Genomic DNA, 20,690 nt, shown 5'->3' on the forward strand with positions numbered 1-20,690 from the left:
ATAGGGAAAGGGTTTACGAGTATGGCAAATACGATTCGCGTCGCCGATTACATCATGGAGCGTTTGGCTCGCCTGGGGGTTGGGCAGGTGTACTTCCTGCCTGGTGGCGGAGCCATGCACCTGAATGACGCTCTGGGGCGCCATCCCGAGCTGGAGCCGGTGCTGTGCCTGCATGAGCAAGCGGCGGCCATTGCCGCCGAAGCAGCCGGCAAGCTCACCGGTGGGCCGGCGGCATGCATGACGACCTGTGGCCCTGGCGCGACCAATACGGTTACCGCAGTGCTGGGTGCCTGGCTGGACTCAACGCCGGTGTTCTTCGTTTCTGGCCAGGTCAAGAGTGCCGATCTCAAAGCCGGCACAGGCCTGCGCATGCTGGGCGTGCAGGAAGCCGACATCGTGTCGATCGTCGAGCCAATCACCAAGGCGGCGTTCACCCTGACCGACCCCGAGGCGGTAGCCGAAGTCTTCGACCAGCTCGAACATGCCGCGCTCAGCGGGCGTCGTGGCCCGGTATGGCTGGATGTACCTCTGGACGTACAGGCTGCCCGGATCAATCCCGCCACCTTGCGCCGGGCACCGCTGCCCGTGCCTACAGAGCAGCCGGACATACGTGCGGCGGTAGAGCAGACCGTGAGTTTGCTGCGCCAGGCCAAACGTCCAGGCATCATCGCCGGCAGTGGCATTCGCATGGCGGGTGCGGTGGATGCTTTCAACCAATTGATCGAAGCCGCAGGTGTACCGGTCATGCCGACCTGGCTGGCCATGGACATTATCGAGGATGAGCATCCTCTCTACGGTGGTCGTCCTGGCTCCATAGCACCGCGCTGGGCCAACTTTGCCCTGCAGAACTGCGACCTGCTGATCGTCCTTGGCTCACGGCTGGACATGGCGCTGACCGCATACAACCATGCTCACTTCGCGCCATACGCGACGAAAGTCGTCGTGGATATCGATCCGGCAGAAATCGCCAAGTTGCAGATGCCGATCGAAGTATCTGTCGTCTCGGATGTGAAGCCGTTCATCGAAGCGTTGGCCGCCCAGGTTTCCCGTGAGCACCTGCCGTCCTACGCTGACTGGCTGGCGCGCATTGCGAAATGGCGCGAGCAATACCCGCTGCTGCAGAGCGAACACGCCGACGACAGCCAGGGCGTGAGCATGTACTACTTCACTGACCAGCTGTCCTCGCTGCTCAATGAAGGCGACGTGATCGCGCCGGGCAGCTCTGGGTTTGCCTCCGAGTTGTTCCTGCTCAATCTGCGCCTGAAGAAGGGCCAGCGTTGCTTCCACAACCGTGGTACTGGGTCGATGGGCTTTGGCATTCCGTCGGCCATCGGCGCGTGTCTGGCCTCTGGCCGCCAGCCGACCGTGTGTGTTGAAGGTGATGGCGGTTTGCAACTGAACATCCAGGAGCTGGCGACCCTGGCGGCGCAGAAATTGCCGGTCAAATGTTTCGTCATCAACAACCAGGGATATGCCTCGATTCGTGCGTCGCAGAGTGCACATTTCAAACTGCTGGTGGGGGCCGATGCCAGCAGCGGCCTAGAGCTGCCGGACCTGGCACAGCTGTCCAGTGCGTATGGTGTGGGATATGCGCGGATCGAGTCGCATGCCAATCTGCAGGCCAACCTGCAGGCTGTGCTGGAGCGCGATGGCCCAGTGATCTGCGAGGTTCTGGTGCAGATCGAGGAACCGCGTGTTCCACGGGTGATGACGCGAATGGACGAGAACGGCAAGCCGGTAACCGGTGCTCTTGAAGACTTGTATCCGTTCCTCAGCCGCGAAGAGCTTGCACAGCAGATGGCTGTTTCGTTGGACCCTCAGGGATGAAGGTGTGGCTCAAGCGTCGCTTGACCAGCTTGTGCTATGGCTACCTGCGTAGCCAGCACGACTGGGCGCATGAAAAATCGCCCAGAGTGCGCCATGCCCGCGTGCTGCCCATGGCCAGCCACGCGCCGTGGGTCAATGACGCCGCGTTTCTGAAGGTTTACGAGACCGTGCGTCACGCCACGCTGGTCGACATCATGCGGCTGTACGAGCTGTGGACGCTGGCGCACCAGCTTGACCACGTTGAGGGAGATTTTCTCGAGGTTGGCGTATGGCGCGGTGGCTCGGGGTGTTTGCTGGCAATGGCCGGTCAGCGCGAGGGGCGTAGTGTCTTTTTGGCGGACACTTTCAGTGGCGTAGTCAAGGCCGGGGCACATGACACGAGCTACAGCGGCGGTGAGCATGCTGATACCGGTGTCGACCTGGTCCTGGAAATGGCCAAGCGTTGCCAGGTGGCAGATAACGTACGCGTACTGGTCGGCATGTTCCCGGAGAGCAACGCGGAACAGGTCAGTGACCGGCTGGCGTTGCTGCATATTGACGTTGACGTCTATGAGTCTGCTCGCGATGTACTGCTTTGGGCTGCGCCCAGGCTTGTGCGCGGGGCTGTGGTGGTTTTCGATGATTACGGGTTCTTTGGCTGTGAAGGGGTAACGCGCATGGTCAACGAGTTCGTAGCGCAGAACAGTGGATACCGCTTCCTTCATAACCTCAACGGGCATGCCGTCCTGATCAAGGTAGCCGATCATGGCGAATGAGTTCGGCTTCGACCAACTGTTGGTCTATGGGGCCAGGCTTGCCGGGCGGCGTGTAAGGGATTACATCGTTGCCCGAGGGCAGCGCGTGGATGCTTTTCTCGACCGCGATGAGAGTTTGCACGAAGTGGACGGCTTGCCGGTCTTCAGTGCACACGACTGGGCTGCAAACCATGACCCCGCTAAAGCCTGTGTGTTGATCGGTTTGTTCAACGCCCATGTGGATACCAAGACCATTTTCGATGATCTGGAAACGCTGGGGTTTGGTCGCATAGTCAGCTTGGTCGAGTTCGTACGCCTTTATCCAGAAGACCAGCCGTTTCGTTATTGGTTGGTTGCCCCCAGCTTTTACGAACAGCATGCAGTGCGTATCGCAGCGTTGCGGGTTGCCTTGGCGGACGAAGCGAGCAAGCAGTTGTTGGACGCGATAGTGGAGTACCGCACTTTGGGTGATCCACGCTGCCTTCCATCGGTGGCTGAGCAGCAGTATTTTCCGGCGGACCTGCCGTGTTTGCCTGAACCGCTGCGGTTCATCGATTGCGGTGCATACATTGGCGACACTGTTCAGGCGTTGCTGGCTGCGGGCTTTCGTTTCACCAGCTTGGCGACATTCGAGCCGGACCTGGATAACTATCGTCATCTGACGGCGCAGCTTGGCCAGGTCCCGGGCGCAATCCATTTTCCCTGTGGCGTGTCAGACAGCAGCCGTTTGAGTGGGTATGACCCAACCCTGGGGGCGGGTGGGCATCTTGTCGAGTCCGGCGGGATTCCTGTGTGCTGTGTGCGCCTGGATGATGCCTTGCCCGGATTCGCGCCGAACTTCATCAAGATGGATATTGAAGGCGAAGAGCCGGCGGCCTTGCGCGGTGCAGAAGGCCTGTTGCGCCGCGCAAGGCCGCACCTGGCCATCAGCATCTATCACCGTGCGGAACACCTCTGGGAAATTGCCGAGCAGTTGCAAAGTTATGGCTTGGGCTACCGCTTTTATCTGCGCTGTCACTCGCCCAGTACCTTTGATGCAGTGCTCTACGCCGTGCCTGAGATGCCGTGAGGGCCAACTGCCACGGTAGCTCATGTACTTATTCATCAGCGAAATACGTAGCGGTCGCTGTGTAAGGAAACCGGATATGCGATCAATGAACAAACTTTCCACGATAGACCAGCCTGTTGTCATTTATGGCGGCGGTCAGATAGGTGTTGGCTTTTGTCGGCGTTTGCTGCAAGGCGGTGTGAATGTTTGCGCCATCATTGATCGCAATCCGGAAGGCGTAACGAATTCGCCCGTGCCGGTGATGACGGTGGAAGCGTGCATTCAGAAGAACAGGAGTGCACGGGTTTTTGTGGCAATAGGAAATGGCCTTGCCCACCCCCCAATTGCGCGTACCTTGCGAAGTGTCGGCTTTACGCGGATATTGCACTTGCCCGCGTTTCTTCGTGGAGAAAAAGCGGCCGCCATGACGCGCGCATGGAACGCATTTTACTCGGGTGATCATGCGGTGCCGTTCGCCAATTTTGACGAGCTGTATACTGTGCGTGCGGGTGACTACCTATTGAGCGCATTGGCAGACTACGTGACTGCCATTGTGCACAAGGACTATGTCTATACCGTAAGGCGATCTTACGATGGAATCGATCACGATTACGCTGACTACTTCAAGTGGAAGAACCAGGAACAGGACGTTATCGACAAGGCGACCAATGTTCGGCTGGATGACCCGGTGGTCAAGGACCTGCTTCCTTTCGAGGCATTGTTTACCCGCGAGCAGATGGACTTTTACCACGCGAAAACCTTTTTCGATATGGGGGACTACTATCGAGAGGCCGCGTCTGTGGCTGTGTTTGATAGCGCCGCGCATCGTTTCAATATTCTCGATGGCTCTCATCGCGCCTTCTATCTGGAGCGCCAGGGATTCGAGGGTATTCCGCTTAAAATGAAGCGAGAAGAGTGGGAGGCGTATTTCAGAGAGCGCCAGGCTCAAGCGCTGATGGATTATTGCAGGCAGCTGCAATCGCTGCCAACGGTCGTTAAACACCCAGCTTTCATGTCATTCCCCGTATGCGAGCGTGAGCCAGACGCTGACTTCTTGCACCTGCTCAAGGGAGTATGTCCGGTATGATGTGGACTGCCGAGACGCCAATAGTTCTGTACGGTGCCGCCCATCGCGGGACGATGGTCTCGCGCTATCTCAGGGCTGGCTGCAATGTCACAGGTTTTATTGATAAGCGTGCCGCCGAGATAGAGCGTCACGAAGGATTGCCGGTCACAAGTGTCGGGCGTGCAGACAAGTCTGCGCTCGTGATCATCTGCGTAAACAACATTTTTGAGCACGAAAGCATTGCGCTTGGCTTGGCTGCTGAAGGGTTCGAGCGGGTCGTTTTTTGCCCGGTGAATGGCTCCAACATGTCGTGGCGATCTGCTGAAGACCGGGCGCACATGGCAAGGCTGCATGACGATATCATCGACGAACACCTGACCTTGCCCGTTGAGATCCCCGCAGTGAGAGGGCTTTTCCATCCAGAATACAAGGATGATGCGCTAATCAGCGCCGAGTCGGGGGAAGTATTGGCGTGGATACCTGCCTTGTTGGTCTGTGCACGTCGACACGGTAATGGGCTGTTCCAGGACAGTCCGGTGTTTACCCTGTTCCCGTACCTGGAGCTGTTCAAGTGGTTCGACGGTGAGGCTGGCGCAACACCGGATCACTACATGGATCTGTACTGCCGCAACGCGGCTGATCAATTTGGTATTGCGCAAACCCCTGCGTGGGTGGATAACGTGCTGAGAAGCCGCAGGCAGGTATATGAGCGCATGCGGCAAACGGAGTCCATCGATCCTCTGTTCTTCTTGAACCATGCGGTGAAGGCGGACTGGAACAGTGATGAACACCACTTCAACATGGACAGCGGCAAACACCGTGCTGCTTTCCAGATTCATCGCAAGCGATCACTGGTTCCGCTCAAACTGTCGAATGCGGACTATGAGGCCTACCTGAATCGCCCCGCTTTGGAAGCGCTGATCGATTGCATGGTGCGATCAGGTATCACCGAGCTGCCCTATCCGGTCATGCACTCGTATTTTCTGCGGGTCCCGTATCTGGCAGAAAATGCCTACTATGAAACGTTGCTGAAGTTGTGCCGTGTGCTGGTACTGAAAAACTTCAAAGAAACTGGCAGGGTCAGCCTTCGCGGTGTTCACCTACGGGTAGAAAGCGCTGATGTCGAGCCGCTGGCACAAGCGTTTGCGCTGCTGGGCTGCTCGGTTCGCCATGGGTATCAAGAAAGCGAGTTTGATCGAGGTGTCAGGGATTTGTACCGCATATCCGACCGCTTCGCTCGGGCGCACTCTGCGCGCGAAGGGTATGACTTTTTACTGGATGAGTGGGTGGCTCGATAATGCGTGCGCAACTGATTGATGTGTGTGCGAAGCCAGACTTGCAAGAGCAGGTTGATGAGGCTATCCGGCGAATGGAGCAACACTGCCCAGTACGCGTTATGTTCTATTCGTTGATGGGATCTATTCCTCTGGGCATGGGGAATGCTTCGTCTGATTATGATTTGCTGGCATTTTACGAGCCGCAGCGGGCAATCACTTCCAGGCAGTACGATGTAATCAATAACAAAACGCCGCTGCTAGGTGCGGAGCACATCGCAGGGCAGGTGAACTTGTTGCTTGCTGATGTTGAGCTGTGTTCCTTGAAATTTGCGGATATGCCAGAGGCTGAATTTTCTCAGGCATACCCTTACCACCTGAACTCTCTGACCGTCCATGATGCCGCGTTCGATATCGCTGTGCTGCCGGGGAGCAGTTCTCCAAAGGTTGCTTCTATTTTTTCTGATATGTTCTATTACGGCAACGGTGTGCTCACGGATCGATCGGGTAGCGTTCGCGAAAATTTCTCAGAGATGAAAAGCCTTCTTCGAATCTATGATTTTTGCAAGCGTCGGTTTGTTACGACCTTCGGGCGGCTTCAGCACTATCTTGTCGATACGGGCAATGTCAGGCTGCGAACTTATTTGCAAAGCATCAACGATGTTTTGGCGATCGAGTATGCGCTTGATCGCCTTGAAGTACCCCCGCCAGATATTTCGGTCATGTTGAACCACCTTGATGACGCAAAGGTGTCGTGTATTGCGCGGCACTATGTAGATATCAACAGCAGCACCACGTCTGCAAAAGAAAAGCTACTGATTGATCCGAACCTAACGTTGAACCACTGGATCAGTGAGAGGCTGGAGCGCATCAGGCCGCGCTTGGTGGCATTGTACCCGCAGCGTGCCGAGGTACTGTTCAATGTCGTTATTGAGTGATGAATTAATTTTCCAGGTGCTTGGTATTGTTTTTTTGCGTGATGGCAATTCGTGGTCATCCCAATTGGTTAGGCAGGTAATATGATGAATGCTGGCTTGTCCTCGCTCGGCGCCAATTTTTCAGCGATGCAAAAAGGTCGCATCTATTCATTTGCACTTCCGGCTGGCGAGTGTGTGCCGGTTTGTTGGTCGGATGCGCTTCTACGTGACGCTCAAGATTCCATCGTGATAAGGCACCCGTCCCGGATGGAGGCTTTATCACGGCTGGATAATTACCCCAATATCAAGCGCTTGTTGGACTCGAACAGTGGCCTGGCCGATTTGGCGGCGTTGAAGAGGCGGGTGCTCGGCAGGTTGAGTGAGGGGTTTCATATCTTTGGGGCCTTCAAGGTCGGTTTACGGTTGGCGCTTCACGCGCAATCGCTAGGCGTTGAGGTCAAAGGTTTTCTCGACAATGACCGCTCCAAGGAGGGTGGTTCATTGGAAGGGCTGTCGATCGCTCATCCTTCCAGCCTCTCTCTTGAGAACGCGGTCGTCGTCGTCGCGAGTGGCAGGCATGGCAACGCCATTTCCAGGCAATTGAGTCAGGTGCCGGGGATTCGCCTGGTCAACATGCATGAGTTTCTATACGCACTTGATGGCGCCGGGCCTGGTCTGGGTTGCGAGAGGTTTTCAAGTTTCGTAGAGGCGCCATTGCGTGACCCTTGGCGTTTCATCTCTGCGTTCTTGTGCCTGGATGATGAGCCATCACGCAAGGTTTTTGATGCGTTGATCGGCATGAGGATTCGTCTCTCAATTGCGTGTGCCGAGGAGGCCAAATCGCCTTGGGATGAAGAGTACTTCGACAAGGCATATGTCCAGCCTGAACAAGCAGCGCGCTTTGTGGACGCCGGCGCGGCAGCGGGTGACACCCTGCATCGCCTGGAGAAACACATTGGCCCGGTCGAGCAGGCCTGGCTGTTTGAGCCCGAACTGCCTGCTTATTATGAAGCGCTCAAGAGTGTCTCCGATCGGCCCAATGTCTGGCTGTTCAACATGGGGCTAGACGAAAAACCCAGCCGGGCCATCTATCAGCCTGAACTGTCGTATGACATTGCTGGGGAGTTGAGCAGTGAGGTGCCCGCGAGCATTACTTCGTTTATTCAAGGCGTACCTCTGGATGACGTGGTACCGGGCAGGGTCGGCCTGTTCAAGCTCGACATCGAGGGCATGGAAGCCGCAGCCTTGCGTGGCGCAGGCATGATTATCAAGCGCGACAAGCCCACGTTGGCGGTATGCGCTTATCACCGATCCGACGATTATTGGCGCTTGATGGATCAAGTGCAGTCCATCCGCGGCGATTACAAGGTAGGCATGCGTTTGTACGCGGATATTCTGGAAGACATCACTCTGTATTTCTATTGATAGGGCAGTGGCTTGGTGCCCGCCCTCGCTTACCCTGTCCATGAGTCCCTGATACCCATGCCTAGTTTCTCCTTGCATTCCCCTGTCATCAGAAGCGCGCTGCATGCCATTCCCTCCACAGTGGGATTACACAGCGCGCTGGCAGGGCAGCATGTGCTGTTGACCGGCGGCACGGGTTTTTTCGGTTCATGGTTGCTGGTGTTGTTTCAACACCTTAACCAGCAAGGTGCTGGGGTGACGGTCACTGTTCTGTCACGCAATCCTTCCCGTTTTCTGGATGCACGGCCTTGCTACCGTGATTGCGCGTGGCTGCATTGGGTCGGTGGGGATGTGCGTGATCTACCGCCCATTCCGGGGCAGCCTGTGAATCTGATCATTCATGCGGCAACCGATACGTCCTCGGCTGCCCATGGCAACCCGTTGGAAATCTTCGACACCATTGTTGGCGGTGCGCGGCGGGTGCTTGACCTGGCGGTGCGTGAGCGTGCACGCGTGCTATTCACAGGCTCAGGGGCGCAGTACGGTGCTTTACATGGTGGGGCTGGGCAGCATGCCGGCGTTGCAGAAGGCTTCGCCGGCGCCTGTATCAGCAACAGCGCTGGGAGTGCTTATGCAGAAGGTAAGCGAGCGCAGGAAACCTTGGGCGCGATTTATGCACAGACGCACGGCATTGACGTAATCATGGCGCGCTGTTTTGCCTTTTCGGGGCCAGGTCTGCCGCTCGATGGCCATTTCGCCATTGGCAACTTTGTTCGTGACGCCCTGTTTGCGGATCAGATCGTAATCCGTTCTTGCGGGACGGCGGTCCGTAGCTATTTGCACGGTGCAGACCTGGCCGCATGGCTGCTGGTGTTGCTGGCAAGAGGCAAATCCGGTGAGGCCTACAACGTTGGCTCCGATCAGGCGATCAGTATTGCCGATCTGGCGCGTAGGGTTGTTTCGCGAGTGGCTGATGGAAAACAGGTGCGGATCATGGGTCGCGCCGAGGGTTCGGAGCGCTCCTTTTATGTCCCGGACATTGGTCATGCCCGCGAGTTGGGGCTGGACGTGTGGACCACGCTGGACCAGTCGATCGACAGCATGGCGGCCTGGGCGAAATCCCTGGGTTAATGAAATTGAATTTCAACGAGGCTGCGTGTAAGCGAGGCCGTGACAGAGGGGATGAGTGATGGATTGGGCCTCAATTGCAGGCGGTAGTTGCCAGGGTACGCCTTGGCGAGTGGGTATCGCTGGGGTTCAGCTAGGGCAGGAGCAGCAGGCCTTCCTTCTGAGCGATGAGCAATGGGAAAGGCTGCAGGCTCTATTTCCACTAGGCCCGTTGCAGAAATACGGCAATGCTAACGGCCTTCTCTTCGAACGGTTGGGTGTAACGGATTCCGTTGCTCGCTACGACAGCGTCCTTCTCATTGAGGCCGCTCAGACAACCACCGCCAAGCTTGAATTACTTTCCGGTACTCGCAGCTATCTGCTGCGGCTGGAGCGTGGGGTGGATGCCACGCAGGCGTTCAAGCAGTTTGGCAGAGTATTTTTACCCGCAGCAGAAGCTTTCACAGGCCAGCGCCTGGTGCGGCTCAATCAGCCGCTGGAACTACCCGTTACCGAATTGAATCCGCGCCCGGCTTTCAGCTCAAAGGCAAGTGTGCTTGGACGGGATGATATCGGCTTGGAGCAGGCACACTTCGCTTTGTGTGACCTTGAACCCGAATCGGCCGATTGGCTGTCACCTCAGTGGCAGTCGTGCCTTTTGTCTGGCACCGTACCTGTGCATACCGCAACCGCTACGGTGCCAGCGTGGTTTCCGGGTGATTGCTATATAGACGGGAGTGTTTTTGGCAGCAGAGAAGACTTGTTCGCTTTTCTTGATGCCATGCAGTGGGCGGAATACGAGGCGCTGGCCAGTCGTCTGCGCGCATTCCTCATGCAGGGCAGTGCCCGGCCGGATGAGCGTATTTATCCCTATACCGTCGACTACTGGATCAATGCGGTAACTTCAGCCATTGCACTGGATGCTGCCGAGGTGCGAGGCGTTGCGCCGTTGTTGAGCGTAGTGATTCCAGCCTACAACTATGGCCGGTACCTGGGTCAGGCTGTACGGTCGGTTCTGAATCAGGGTGTCGATGATATCGAGGTCCTCGTTGTGGACAATGCTTCGACGGACAACACGGCATTGGTCATGGCGGATTTTTTGTCTGACAGGCGAGTGCGCTACATGCGCAACCGACGAAATCTTGGCGCGGGTAACAGTTCTCAGAATGGCTTTTGGGCAGCCAAAGGCAAGTACATCATCCTGTTCATGGCCGACGATTTCATGAACCCAGGTCATGTGCAGCGTCTTCTACCTGCGCTGGAAAGCAATGCGCAGGTTGCTGTTGGCTACAGCCCGATCTGTTGGGTTAGCGAGCAGGGTGACGCGGTACCGGGGCCACGCCACCCGGGCCACCGTGAGGCAGATTATTCTGGTGGTCGCAATGAGGTTGCGGACCTTCTGATCCACGACAGCTACATCACCCCCTCAGCGGCCATCATTCGCAGGGACGCCTTCTTCGAGGCATGGCGACGTGATGTCAGAATTCGCGGCTCTGGTGACTGGCAGCTCATGGTTCAGCTCGCGGAGCTTTACCCCGACTTTGCGTTCACCACTGTTCCTGGCGTGAGCTATCGCGTCCATGCTGCGCAACACTCCCATGAGTTCTATGTTTCGTCGGCACCACTGGAAGGGCATACCTGCATTCTTGAAGGCGTATTCGAGCGCGGTAACGAGGGGCGTCTGAAGGGTTGTGAGCGTGAGGTGGCTGCGCACCTGAAGCGTCGGCTTAGCCTTTATCCGCAGGAGCATGATAAGGCGCTGGGCAAGCGGGTGCGGCAATTGTGCGGGCGCTTGGAAGCCCTGGCTCAAGATGCCGAGAGAACGCTGCTCACAATCATATTGACCACCTATAACCGCCCCGAGCTGCTTCGGGACGCGCTGAGCAGCATTGGCCATCAGTCTTTCAGAGACTTCGATGTCGTTCTGGTCAATGACAATGGCGACCCGGTCGAGTCGCTGCTGGCCGAGTGCGATTTCCCGGTCACGTATATCCGCCAAGGCCGTAATGGCGGCCCAGCCGCAGCCCGTAATGCAGCGTTGCGTCTGGCTCGTGGTCGGTATGTCGTTTTCCTGGACGATGACGACCTGTATCTGCCGGACCACCTTGAGGTACTGGCCAAAGCGCTCGCAGCCCACCCTGATAGTGTGGTGTACACGGATGCGGTGTTCATCCAGGAAAGCATCACAGCGGACAAGCGAACCGAGGTGTCGCGTGAGCAACGCTATCCCCATGAGGCCTACTCCAGGGAGCGTTTGCTGGTCAACAACTACATCCCGATCAACACCTTTGCCTGCCCGCGCGGGCTTGCACTTGCCGTAGGGGACTTCGACGAGTCGCTGGCAGGGTTGGAGGATTGGGATTTCCTCATGCGCTTGAGTGCGCGAAGCGCGTTCCATCATATTCAGTGTGAGACGGTGCAAGTCCGTATGCGCCGGGATGACAGTGCGCCCGCACGGCGCTCCGAGCAGGCGCTGAAAGATTACCCAGCGCTCTATCAGGAATTGTATGCGCGTCATTCCGACGTCGGCAGCGAAGAAGTAAAGCGCGGGCGCCAGCAAATGCTGGATCATTTGGCTGGAAAGCCCCAGGCCTTGACACTGCAAACCTGGCTGGCCGAACGCGTGCCTGATGCCATGCAAAGCAGCCTGATCGAACAGCGCCTGCTTGCCCATCAGGGCGGCCCCGTGATCGGAATAATCGTGGTAGACACTGATGGTCATGCAGATGGGTTGAAAGCCACTCTGCAAAGCCTGGGTAGCGATCACTGCCTTTATTCCACCTTGAAAATTGTGGCGCTGACACCGGGGCAGGCGCCCGCAACTTCGGCGCAGGACAAGCTGCATTTCATGCGCTTGACCGATGCCAGCCTGAGCGATCAGCTAAACCAGGCTGTTCAGGCCGGTGAGTTCGACTGGTTCATGCTGGTAGAGGCGGGGAGTGAGTTCACTGCAAGTGGCTTGCTGATTGCCGCGCTTGATCTGTTGGCGGCGCCTGGCTGTCGAGCCGTTTATGGTGATGAAGGTTTGCAGTCCGCCGGGTCGGAAATGGGTGCTGCGTTGCGCCCGGACCTCAACCTTGACCTGCTGCTCAGTTTGCCGGCAAGCCTGTCACGCCACTGGCTGTTCAACCGTCAGGTGTGGCTGGACATGGGCGGCTTCCGCAAGGAGGCAGGCCAGGCATACGAGCTGGAATACATCCTGCGCCTCATCGAGTCTGCCGGTTTCGAGGGGTTAGGGCATATCAGCGAACCGTTGCTGACCTGTGAAGCCCCGTCGCTGCGCGACTGCCCGGATGAGCGTGGGGTCATTCAGCGCCATCTGCATGCGCGTGGTTTTGCCCAGGCGCGCGTAGGGTCTCGTCTGCCTGGTCGTTATGATCTCGACTATGGCGCCGCCGGTGACGCACTGGTCAGCATCCTGATCCTGCTCGAAGGCGACAGCACAGAGCGGGTGCAGCGTTGCATGGAAACCATTCTGGAGAAGACGACCTATCGAAACTACGAGGTGCTGTTGCTGGCACGGGCCAATGCCGGCCCGGCAGTGAGCAGCTGGCTCGATAACGTTGCCCGGCTTGGCACCGATGCCATTCGTTGCATGCGTTTCCCTGCTGGGATGGCGCCTGTGCAAATGCGCAATCAGGCGGCTGGGCAGGCTCGTGGTGATTTCTTGCTGTGGCTGGACGAAGGCGCAGCGGTGCTCGATAACGACTGGTTGCAGCAGATGCTCAACCACGGCATGCGTCAGGAAGTCGGCGTAGTAGGGGCAAAATTGGTGGCGGGGGACGCTACCATCAGCCATGCCGGTTTCGTGCTCGGCCTGAATGGCCCTGTTGGCGAAGCCTTTGCCGGTCAGCCGATGGACGCGTCCGGTTATCTGCAGCGCCTGCAGGTTGACCAGAACTACGTCGCAGTGAGCGGCAAGTGCCTGCTGGTGAACAAAAGCCTGTTCCTGGAGGCTGGCGGTTTCGATGAGGCGCCAGAGTTGCAGCGCTGGGCGGATGTTGATCTGTGTCTGCGTCTGCACCGTGGCGGCTACCTGAACGTGTGGACGCCGCGTGTTCAATTGCTGCTCAGCGAGGATGCTGAAACGCCGGCCAGCGCCGCGCAGGAAGATGCCTTGTATGACCGCTGGCTGCCTGTACTGGCACGTGACCCGCTCCACAACCCGAACTTCTCGCTGTGTTCCAGCAATGGCCTCGGTCTGGCGCCGTCCGGTCTGAGCTGGCGACCGTTGTCGTCCTGGAAACCGCTGCCGACTATCTTGGCTCATGCGGCGGACAGAGGGGGGTGTGGCAACTACCGGGTCATCCAGCCACTGGATACGCTCAGCCGCGAGGGGCTGGCCGAGGGGGTGGTAGCGTGGAATTACCTGGCGCCTGCGGAGCTTGAGCGTTACCAGCCCGACAGCATCATCCTGCAGCGCCAGGTTGGCGATGAGCAGCTTGAGCACATGCGCCGGATGCACGCATTCTCGCGGGCATTCAAGGTCTACGAGCTGGACGACTACCTGCCCAACCTGCCGCTCAAGAGTGTGCACAGGACGCACATGCCCAAGGACATTCTGCGCTCTATTCGTCGCGGTCTGGCCTATGTGGATCGCTTTGTCGTCTCCACGCAGCCGTTGGCCGAGGCCTTCGCGGGCCTGCATGGCGATATCCGGGTGGTACACAACACGCTGGATACCCGCTACTGGAAAGACCTGAAGGCCTTGCGCCGGCAATCGCGTAAGCCGCGCGTGGGCTGGGCGGGTGGGGCGAGCCATACGGGCGACCTGGAAGTGATCGCGGATGTGGTCAAGGAATTGGCCAACGAGGTGGAGTGGGTGTTCTTTGGCATGTGTCCGGACAAGCTGCGGCCTTATGTTCATGAGTTCCACGAGGGTGTTTCGATTGAGCAATACCCGCGGGTGCTAGCCAGCATGAACCTGGACCTGGCCCTGGCGCCCGTCGAGCAGAACCTGTTCAACGAGTGCAAGAGCAACCTGCGTTTGCTGGAGTACGGCGCCTGTGGTTTCCCGGTGATCGCCAGCGACCTGCGTTGCTACCAGGGCTACAGTGATTTGCCGGTCACACTGGTGAAAAACCGTTTCCGTGGCTGGGTGGATGCCATTCGCATGCACATCTCTGATCTGGATGCCACGGCGAAGGCGGGCGATGCACTGCGCAATGCAGTGTTGAGCGGCTGGATGCTAGAAGGTGACAACCTGAGCAACTGGCGCAAAGCCTGGCTGCCGGATTAAGCCTGGTTGTGCCTCCCTCGCCCTCCTGGGTGAGGGAGGCTCGTTCCAAACCCCCATCTCCGGCACGGCTATTGCTACACCGCTGGCAACACACCGTTTTTATGACGGTCAGCCACGCGAGAGAGCACGATGCCCCAGGCCGCCCACGTAACCCTAGCCTCCGATCATCAGGGGCAGACCCCGGTCGAGCAGGACAGCCACCAGGGTATCGAGCAAGCCTTCGCCCTGTTCAATCAGGTCTCCAGCCAGCTGAGCCAGTCCTACAGCCTGCTCGAAGCCCGGGTCAGTGAGCTCAAGGGCGAGCTGGCGGTGGTCAGTGCCCAGCGCATCGAAGAATTGAGCGAAAAGGAACGGTTGGCCAATCGCCTGCAGAATCTGCTGGACCTGCTACCCGGTGGGGTAATCGTGATCGATGGTCAAGGCCTGGTGCGCGAAGCCAACCCGGCCGCCTGCGAGCTGTTGGGTGAACCACTGATCGGCGAATTGTGGCGCCAGGTGATCGCCCGCAGTTTTGCCCCGCGCAAGGACGATGGCCATGAAATCTCGCTGCGCGACGGCCGCCGTCTGTCCATCGCCACCCGCTCGCTGGATGCCGAACCTGGCCAACTGGTGTTGCTCAACGACCTGACTGAAACACGCCGCCTGCAAGACCAGTTGGCCCGCCACGAGCGGCTGTTGTCGCTGGGGCGCATGGTCGCCTCGCTGGCCCATCAGATCCGCACGCCGCTGTCGGCCGCCATGCTCTACGCCAGCCACCTGGCCGATAGCGAGCAAGCGCTAAGCGCGGAAACCCGCCAGCGCTTCGCCGGTACCTTGAAGGAACGCCTGCACGAACTGGAACACCAGGTGCGTGACATGCTGGTGTTCGCCCGTGGCGAGCTGCCGTTGGGTGACCGGGTTACCCCGAAGGCCTTGTTCCAGGCCTTGCAGCAAGCAGCCCAGGTGCATGTGCAAGGGCATACCGTACGCTGGCAGTGCGACAGCCACCTGGGTGAGCTGCTGTGCAACCGCGACACCTTGGTCGGCGCCTTGCTCAACCTGATCGAGAATGCCCTGCAGGCCAGCGACGGCCCGGCGCGGCTGAAGGTGCACCTGTTCCGCCGCGAGCGCACCCTGCACTTGTGCGTAAGCGATGCTGGCAGTGGCATCGGCGCAGATTTGCTCGGTCGCCTGGGTGAGCCATTTCTCACCACCAAGGCGACCGGGACCGGCCTGGGCCTGGCGGTGGTCCAGGCTGTGGTGCGTGCGCACCAGGGTGCAGTCAGCCTGCGCTCGAAAGTGGGCCGTGGCACCTGCGTGCGGGTAGAGCTGCCGTTGATCGATGGGCAATTGGCGGAGGGGGTGTAATGGCAATCAAGGTGCTGCTGGTCGAGGACGACCGCGTATTGCGCCAGGCGCTGGGCGATACCCTGGAAATCGGCGGTTTTGCCTACCAGGCTGTGGGCAGTGCCGAAGAGGCGCTAGAGGCGGTGCTGGATGAGGCCTTCAGCCTGGTGGTCAGCGATGTGAACATGCCCGGCATGGACGGGCACCAGTTGTTGAGCCAGCTGCGTCGCCAGCAGCCCCAGCTGCCGGTGCTGTTGATGACCGCGCACGCCGCGGTCGAGCGTGCGGTCGAGGCCATGCGCCAGGGCGCCGCCGATTACCTGGTCAAGCCGTTCGAGCCCAAGGCCTTGCTCAGCCTGGTTGAGCGGCATGCTGCCGGGCGGATGAGTAGCGAAGACGGCCCGGTGGCTTGCGAGCCGGCCAGCCGCCAGTTGCTGGAGCTGGCCGCCCGGGTGGCGCGCAGTGACTCGACCGTGCTGATTTCCGGCGAATCCGGTACCGGCAAGGAAGTGCTGGCGCGTTACATTCACCAGCAGTCGCCGCGCGCAGCACAGCCATTCGTGGCAATCAACTGCGCGGCCATCCCTGACAACATGCTGGAGGCCACCCTGTTCGGCCATGAAAAGGGTGCCTTCACCGGTGCCATCGCCGCCCAGGCCGGCAAGTTCGAGCAGGCCGAAGGGGGCACCTTGTTGCTCGACGAAATCTCGGAGATGCCAATGGCCTTGCAGGCCAAGCTGCTGCGCGTGCTGCAGGAGCGCGAAGTGGAGCGGGTGGGTGGGCGCAAGCCGATCAGCCTGGACATCCGCGTGCTGGCCACCACCAACCGTGACCTGGCCGGTGAAGTGGCTGCCGGGCGCTTCCGGGAAGACCTGTTCTACCGCCTGTCGGTGTTCCCGCTGGCCTGGTGCCCACTGCGCGAGCGCCCGGGTGACATCCTGCAACTGGCCGAGCGCCTGCTGGCGCGCCACGCCGCCAAAATGAAGCATGCCCCGGTGCACCTGTCGCCGCAGGCGCGGGCTTGCCTGCAGGCCTATGCCTGGCCGGGCAATGTGCGAGAACTCGACAACGCGCTTCAGCGGGCGCTGATCCTGCAGCAGGGTGGGGTGATCGAGGCGGCGGATTTCTGTCTGGCAGGCGCCATTCCATTGTCAGCTGGCACCGTGCCATCACTCGAAGTGTCGGCCGAGGCCAGCGGGTTGGGCGATGATATGCGCCGGCATGAGTACCAGATGATCATCGACACCCTGCGCGCCGAGCGCGGCCGGCGCAAAGAGGCGGCCGAACGCCTCGGCATCAGCCCACGCACCTTGCGTTACAAACTGGCGCAGATGCGTGATGCCGGGTTTGACGTCGAGGCCAGCCTGTTCGGCTGAGGTTGGAAGGGGCTGCTGCGCAGCCCATCGCCGGCAAGCCAGCTCCCACAGGGACCGCATCAGCTTGAAGCTTGCACTTTACCTGTGGGAGCCCGGCTTGCCGGCGATGGGCCGCAAAGCGGCCCCCAATTGGCTGGCGATCACGATACAGGCTGGCACCTTTGTTGCTTTACGTAGGCTATTCGCCGCATGAGTGTCAAAAAAATGCGGCCGCAGGAGAGAGAAGGTTCATGAGCCAAGGTGTTGAATTCAATCGTCTGATGTTGGACATGCGGGCCATGCAGGCCGATGCCATGTCGCTGCCCAAGGTAACCGCAGCCCCCGAGCTGGCGCCGGGGCAGAGTACTTTTGCCGACATGCTTGGCCAGGCCATCGGCAAGGTGCATGAGACGCAGCAGGCATCGACCCAGCTGGCCAATGCCTTCGAGATCGGCAAAAGTGGCGTCGACCTGACCGACGTGATGATCGCTTCGCAAAAGGCCAGCGTGTCGATGCAGGCCATGACCCAGGTACGCAACAAGCTGGTCCAGGCGTACCAGGACATCATGCAGATGCCGGTTTGAGGACGGACGTAAACCATGGCTGAAGCAGTCGTCGACAACGCCCCCGCCAAGACTGGCTCGGCAGCGGCCAAACGCCCGCTGCCAGGTATGTCGTTCCTGGAAAACATCTCGCAGATGCCAATGCTGCGCCAGGTCGGCCTCATGGTCGGCCTGGCGGCCAGCGTGGCCATCGGCTTTGCCGTGGTGCTGTGGTCGCAACAACCCGATTACCGTCCGCTGTACGGCAGCCTGTCGGGCATGGACACCAAGCAGGTCATGGATACCCTGGCTGCTGCCGACATCCCGTACAACGTTGAGCCCAACTCCGGTGCTCTGCTGGTCAAGGCCGACGACCTCTCCCGTGCGCGCCTGAAACTGGCAGCCGCCGGCGTGGCGCCCAGCGATGGCAATGTCGGCTTCGAACTGCTCGACAAGGAGCAGGGCCTGGGTACCAGCCAGTTCATGGAGGCCACTCGCTACCGCCGCAGCCTGGAAGGTGAGCTGGCGCGGACTGTTTCCAGCCTGAACAACGTCAAGGCCGCGCGCGTGCACCTGGCCATCCCGAAAAGCTCGGTATTTGTGCGTGATGACCGCAAGCCCAGTGCCTCGGTGCTGGTCGAGTTGTATCCGGGCCGTGCGTTGGATGCCGGTCAGGTGCAGGCGATCGTCAACCTGGTGGCGACCAGTGTGCCGGAACTGGACAAATCGCAGGTCACCGTGGTCGACCAGAAAGGTAACCTGCTGTCCGAGCAGTTGCAGGACTCTGCCCTGACCGAGGCCGGCAAGCAGTACGATTACAGCCGCCGCATGGAAAGCATGCTCACCCAGCGCGTGCGCAACATCTTGCAGCCCGTACTGGGCAATGACCGGTACAAGGCCGAAGTGTCTGCCGACCTGGACTTCAGTGCCGTCGAGTCGACCGCCGAGCAGTTCAACCCCGACCAGCCAGCGCTGCGCAGCGAACAGTCGGTTGACGAACAGCGCGCCAGCAGCCAAGGCCCGCAAGGCGTGCCTGGCGCGCTGAGCAACCAGCCGCCGGGCGCTGCCTCGGCACCGCAAACCACCGGTGGCGCGGCCACCCCGGCCGCAGCCATTCAGCCTGGCCAACCATTGGTGGATGCCAACGGGCAGCAGGTCATGGACCCGGCCACCGGCCAGCCAATGCTTGCGCCGTATCCGTCGGACAAGCGCCAGCAAAGCACCAAGAACTTCGAGCTGGACCGCTCCATCAGCCACACCCGCCAGCAGCAAGGGCGCATGACCCGCCTGTCGGTGGCGGTGGTGGTGGACGACCAGGTCAAGGTCGACCCGGCCACCGGCAACACCAGCCGCGCGCCGTGGGCTGCCGAGGACCTGGCGCGCTTCACGCGCCTGGTCCAGGACGCCGTCGGCTTCGACGCCAGCCGTGGTGACAGCGTGACGGTGATCAACGTGCCATTTGCCGCCGACCGTGGTGAAGAAATCGCCGATATCGCCTTCTACCAGCAACCGTGGTTCTGGGACATCGTCAAGCAAGTGCTGGGCGTGGTGTTCATTCTGGTGCTGGTGTTCGGCGTGCTGCGGCCGGTGCTCAACAATATTACAGGGGGCGGCAAGCAGGCTGCTTCGGATAGCGACATGGAGCTGGGCGGCATGGTGGGGTTGGATGGCGAATTGGCCAACGACCGCGTCAGCCTGGGTGGCCCGACAAGCATTCTGCTGCCTAGCCCAAGCGAGGGTTACGAGGCACAGCTCAACGCAATCAAAGGCCTGGTGGCCGAAGACCCGGGCCGCGTAGCCCAGGTCGTCAAAGACTGGATCAACGCCGATGAGTGATAACCGAGCCGTTACCGCCAAGCTGAGCCGTGTCGACAAGGCGGCAATCCTGCTGCTGTCGCTGGGCGAGACCGATGCGGCCCAGGTGCTGCGGCACATGGGCCCCAAGGAAGTGCAGCGGGTGGGCGTGGCCATGGCGCAGATGGGCAATGTGCACCGTGACCAGGTCGAACAGGTCATGAGCGAGTTCGTCGATATCGTCGGCGATCAGACCAGCCTGGGCGTGGGTTCCGATGCCTACATCCGCAAAATGCTCAACCAGGCGCTGGGCGAGGACAAGGCCAATGGCCTGGTCGACCGCATCCTGCTCGGTGGCAACACCAGCGGCCTGGACAGCCTCAAGTGGATGGAGCCGCGCGCGGTAGCCGACGTGATCCGCTACGAGCACCCGCAGATCCAGGCCATCGTGGTCGCCTACCTCGACCCGGACCAGGCCGGTGAAGTGTTGAGCAACTTCGACCACAAGGTGCGCCTGGACATCGTCTTGCGCGTGTCGTCGCTGAACACCGTGCAGCCGGCAGCGCTGAAGGAATTGAACCAGATCCTCGAGAAGCAGTTCTCGGGCAACTCCAATGCCGCGCGTACCACCTTGGGTGGTATCAAGCGCGCTGCCGACATCATGAACTTCCTCGACAGCTCCGTGGAAGGTGCGCTGATGGATGCGATCCGCGAAGTCGACAGCGACCTGTCGGAGCAGATCGAAGACCTGATGTTCGTCTTCAACAACCTGGCCGATGTCGACGACCGTGGTATCCAGGCGCTGCTGCGCGAAGTGTCGTCCGACGTGCTGGTGGTGTCGCTCAAGGGCGCCGACGAGCGGGTCAAGGACAAGATTTTCAAGAACATGTCCAAACGAGCCTCGGAGCTGCTGCGCGACGACCTGGAGGCCAAAGGGCCGGTGCGGGTCAGCGACGTGGAAACGGCGCAGAAGGAAATCCTCACCATCGCCCGCCGCATGGCCGAGGCCGGCGAGATCGTGCTCGGCGGCAAGGGTGCCGAGGAAATGATTTAAGAT

Annotated in this window: 14 protein-coding genes; all 14 read left to right on the forward strand. The window is 59.8% G+C overall.

Annotated elements, in window-relative coordinates:
• The first annotated feature begins 21 nt into the window (after nucleotides 1-21).
• The gene (locus tag P0Y58_09875) at nucleotides 22-1,827 is read left to right on the forward strand and encodes a thiamine pyrophosphate-binding protein (protein ID WEK32473.1); all 1,806 of its coding nucleotides are present in this window, start codon (nucleotides 22-24) and stop codon (nucleotides 1,825-1,827) included.
• Nucleotides 1,824-2,582: a macrocin O-methyltransferase gene (locus tag P0Y58_09880; GenBank protein WEK32474.1), complete on the forward strand. Its 759-nt coding sequence runs from the start codon at nucleotides 1,824-1,826 to the stop codon at nucleotides 2,580-2,582. The genes P0Y58_09875 and P0Y58_09880 overlap by 4 nt, the downstream gene beginning before the upstream one ends.
• Nucleotides 2,572-3,630 carry an FkbM family methyltransferase gene (locus tag P0Y58_09885; GenBank protein WEK32475.1) on the forward strand — a complete coding sequence of 353 codons (1,059 nt, stop codon included), beginning with the start codon at nucleotides 2,572-2,574 and terminating at the stop codon, nucleotides 3,628-3,630. Before P0Y58_09880 ends, P0Y58_09885 begins: the two co-directional genes overlap by 11 nt.
• 85 nt (nucleotides 3,631-3,715) lie before the next feature.
• Nucleotides 3,716-4,696, forward strand: a complete 981-nt coding sequence (locus tag P0Y58_09890; protein ID WEK32476.1) for a hypothetical protein — start codon at nucleotides 3,716-3,718, stop codon at nucleotides 4,694-4,696.
• The gene (locus P0Y58_09895) at nucleotides 4,693-5,973 is read left to right on the forward strand and encodes a hypothetical protein (protein ID WEK32477.1); all 1,281 of its coding nucleotides are present in this window, start codon (nucleotides 4,693-4,695) and stop codon (nucleotides 5,971-5,973) included. Before P0Y58_09890 ends, P0Y58_09895 begins: the two co-directional genes overlap by 4 nt.
• A complete protein-coding gene (locus tag P0Y58_09900; GenBank protein WEK32478.1) occupies nucleotides 5,973-6,887 on the forward strand; it encodes a hypothetical protein in 915 nt (304 codons plus the stop codon). Before P0Y58_09895 ends, P0Y58_09900 begins: the two co-directional genes overlap by 1 nt.
• Nucleotides 6,888-6,968: 81 nt before the next feature.
• On the forward strand, nucleotides 6,969-8,291 hold the full coding sequence (locus P0Y58_09905; GenBank protein ID WEK32479.1) for an FkbM family methyltransferase: 1,323 nt from the start codon (nucleotides 6,969-6,971) through the stop codon (nucleotides 8,289-8,291).
• 57 nt (nucleotides 8,292-8,348) lie between these two features.
• Nucleotides 8,349-9,401 carry an NAD(P)-dependent oxidoreductase gene (locus tag P0Y58_09910; protein WEK32480.1) on the forward strand — a complete coding sequence of 351 codons (1,053 nt, stop codon included), beginning with the start codon at nucleotides 8,349-8,351 and terminating at the stop codon, nucleotides 9,399-9,401.
• 58 nt (nucleotides 9,402-9,459) lie between these two features.
• The gene (locus tag P0Y58_09915; GenBank protein WEK33306.1) at nucleotides 9,460-14,616 is read left to right on the forward strand and encodes a glycosyltransferase; all 5,157 of its coding nucleotides are present in this window, start codon (nucleotides 9,460-9,462) and stop codon (nucleotides 14,614-14,616) included.
• Nucleotides 14,617-14,745: 129 nt separating this feature from the next.
• Complete coding sequence (locus tag P0Y58_09920) at nucleotides 14,746-15,963, forward strand: ATP-binding protein (protein WEK32481.1); 1,218 nt, start codon at nucleotides 14,746-14,748, stop codon at nucleotides 15,961-15,963.
• On the forward strand, nucleotides 15,963-17,318 hold the full coding sequence (locus P0Y58_09925; protein ID WEK32482.1) for a sigma-54 dependent transcriptional regulator: 1,356 nt from the start codon (nucleotides 15,963-15,965) through the stop codon (nucleotides 17,316-17,318). The genes P0Y58_09920 and P0Y58_09925 overlap by 1 nt, the downstream gene beginning before the upstream one ends.
• Nucleotides 17,319-17,548: 230 nt before the next feature.
• Nucleotides 17,549-17,881 (forward strand): flagellar hook-basal body complex protein FliE, encoded by a 333-nt coding sequence (gene fliE / locus P0Y58_09930; protein ID WEK32483.1) that lies wholly within the window; start codon nucleotides 17,549-17,551, stop codon nucleotides 17,879-17,881.
• A gap of 15 nt (nucleotides 17,882-17,896) precedes the next feature.
• Nucleotides 17,897-19,675: a flagellar basal-body MS-ring/collar protein FliF gene (fliF, locus tag P0Y58_09935; protein ID WEK32484.1), complete on the forward strand. Its 1,779-nt coding sequence runs from the start codon at nucleotides 17,897-17,899 to the stop codon at nucleotides 19,673-19,675.
• Nucleotides 19,668-20,687 (forward strand): flagellar motor switch protein FliG, encoded by a 1,020-nt coding sequence (gene fliG / locus P0Y58_09940; protein ID WEK32485.1) that lies wholly within the window; start codon nucleotides 19,668-19,670, stop codon nucleotides 20,685-20,687. The genes fliF and fliG overlap by 8 nt, the downstream gene beginning before the upstream one ends.
• Nucleotides 20,688-20,690 lie beyond the last annotated feature (3 nt).

The organism is Candidatus Pseudomonas phytovorans, from assembly GCA_029202525.1.
In the GTDB taxonomy this organism is placed as follows: domain Bacteria; phylum Pseudomonadota; class Gammaproteobacteria; order Pseudomonadales; family Pseudomonadaceae; genus Aquipseudomonas; species Aquipseudomonas phytovorans.

What these genes read in the sequence shown, in the direction of transcription:
- P0Y58_09875 (WEK32473.1), top strand. Translation starts at nt 22, where the DNA reads ATGGCAAATACGATTCGCGTCGCCGATTACATCATGGAGCGTTTGGCT.
- fliG (WEK32485.1), top strand. Translation starts at nt 19,668, where the DNA reads ATGAGTGATAACCGAGCCGTTACCGCCAAGCTGAGCCGTGTCGACAAG.
- fliE (WEK32483.1), top strand. Translation starts at nt 17,549, where the DNA reads ATGAGCCAAGGTGTTGAATTCAATCGTCTGATGTTGGACATGCGGGCC.
- P0Y58_09910 (WEK32480.1), top strand. Translation starts at nt 8,349, where the DNA reads ATGCCTAGTTTCTCCTTGCATTCCCCTGTCATCAGAAGCGCGCTGCAT.
- P0Y58_09925 (WEK32482.1), top strand. Translation starts at nt 15,963, where the DNA reads ATGGCAATCAAGGTGCTGCTGGTCGAGGACGACCGCGTATTGCGCCAG.
- P0Y58_09880 (WEK32474.1), top strand. Translation starts at nt 1,824, where the DNA reads ATGAAGGTGTGGCTCAAGCGTCGCTTGACCAGCTTGTGCTATGGCTAC.
- fliF (WEK32484.1), top strand. Translation starts at nt 17,897, where the DNA reads ATGGCTGAAGCAGTCGTCGACAACGCCCCCGCCAAGACTGGCTCGGCA.
- P0Y58_09920 (WEK32481.1), top strand. Translation starts at nt 14,746, where the DNA reads ATGCCCCAGGCCGCCCACGTAACCCTAGCCTCCGATCATCAGGGGCAG.
- P0Y58_09895 (WEK32477.1), top strand. Translation starts at nt 4,693, where the DNA reads ATGATGTGGACTGCCGAGACGCCAATAGTTCTGTACGGTGCCGCCCAT.
- P0Y58_09900 (WEK32478.1), top strand. Translation starts at nt 5,973, where the DNA reads ATGCGTGCGCAACTGATTGATGTGTGTGCGAAGCCAGACTTGCAAGAG.
- P0Y58_09915 (WEK33306.1), top strand. Translation starts at nt 9,460, where the DNA reads ATGGATTGGGCCTCAATTGCAGGCGGTAGTTGCCAGGGTACGCCTTGG.
- P0Y58_09905 (WEK32479.1), top strand. Translation starts at nt 6,969, where the DNA reads ATGATGAATGCTGGCTTGTCCTCGCTCGGCGCCAATTTTTCAGCGATG.
- P0Y58_09890 (WEK32476.1), top strand. Translation starts at nt 3,716, where the DNA reads ATGAACAAACTTTCCACGATAGACCAGCCTGTTGTCATTTATGGCGGC.
- P0Y58_09885 (WEK32475.1), top strand. Translation starts at nt 2,572, where the DNA reads ATGGCGAATGAGTTCGGCTTCGACCAACTGTTGGTCTATGGGGCCAGG.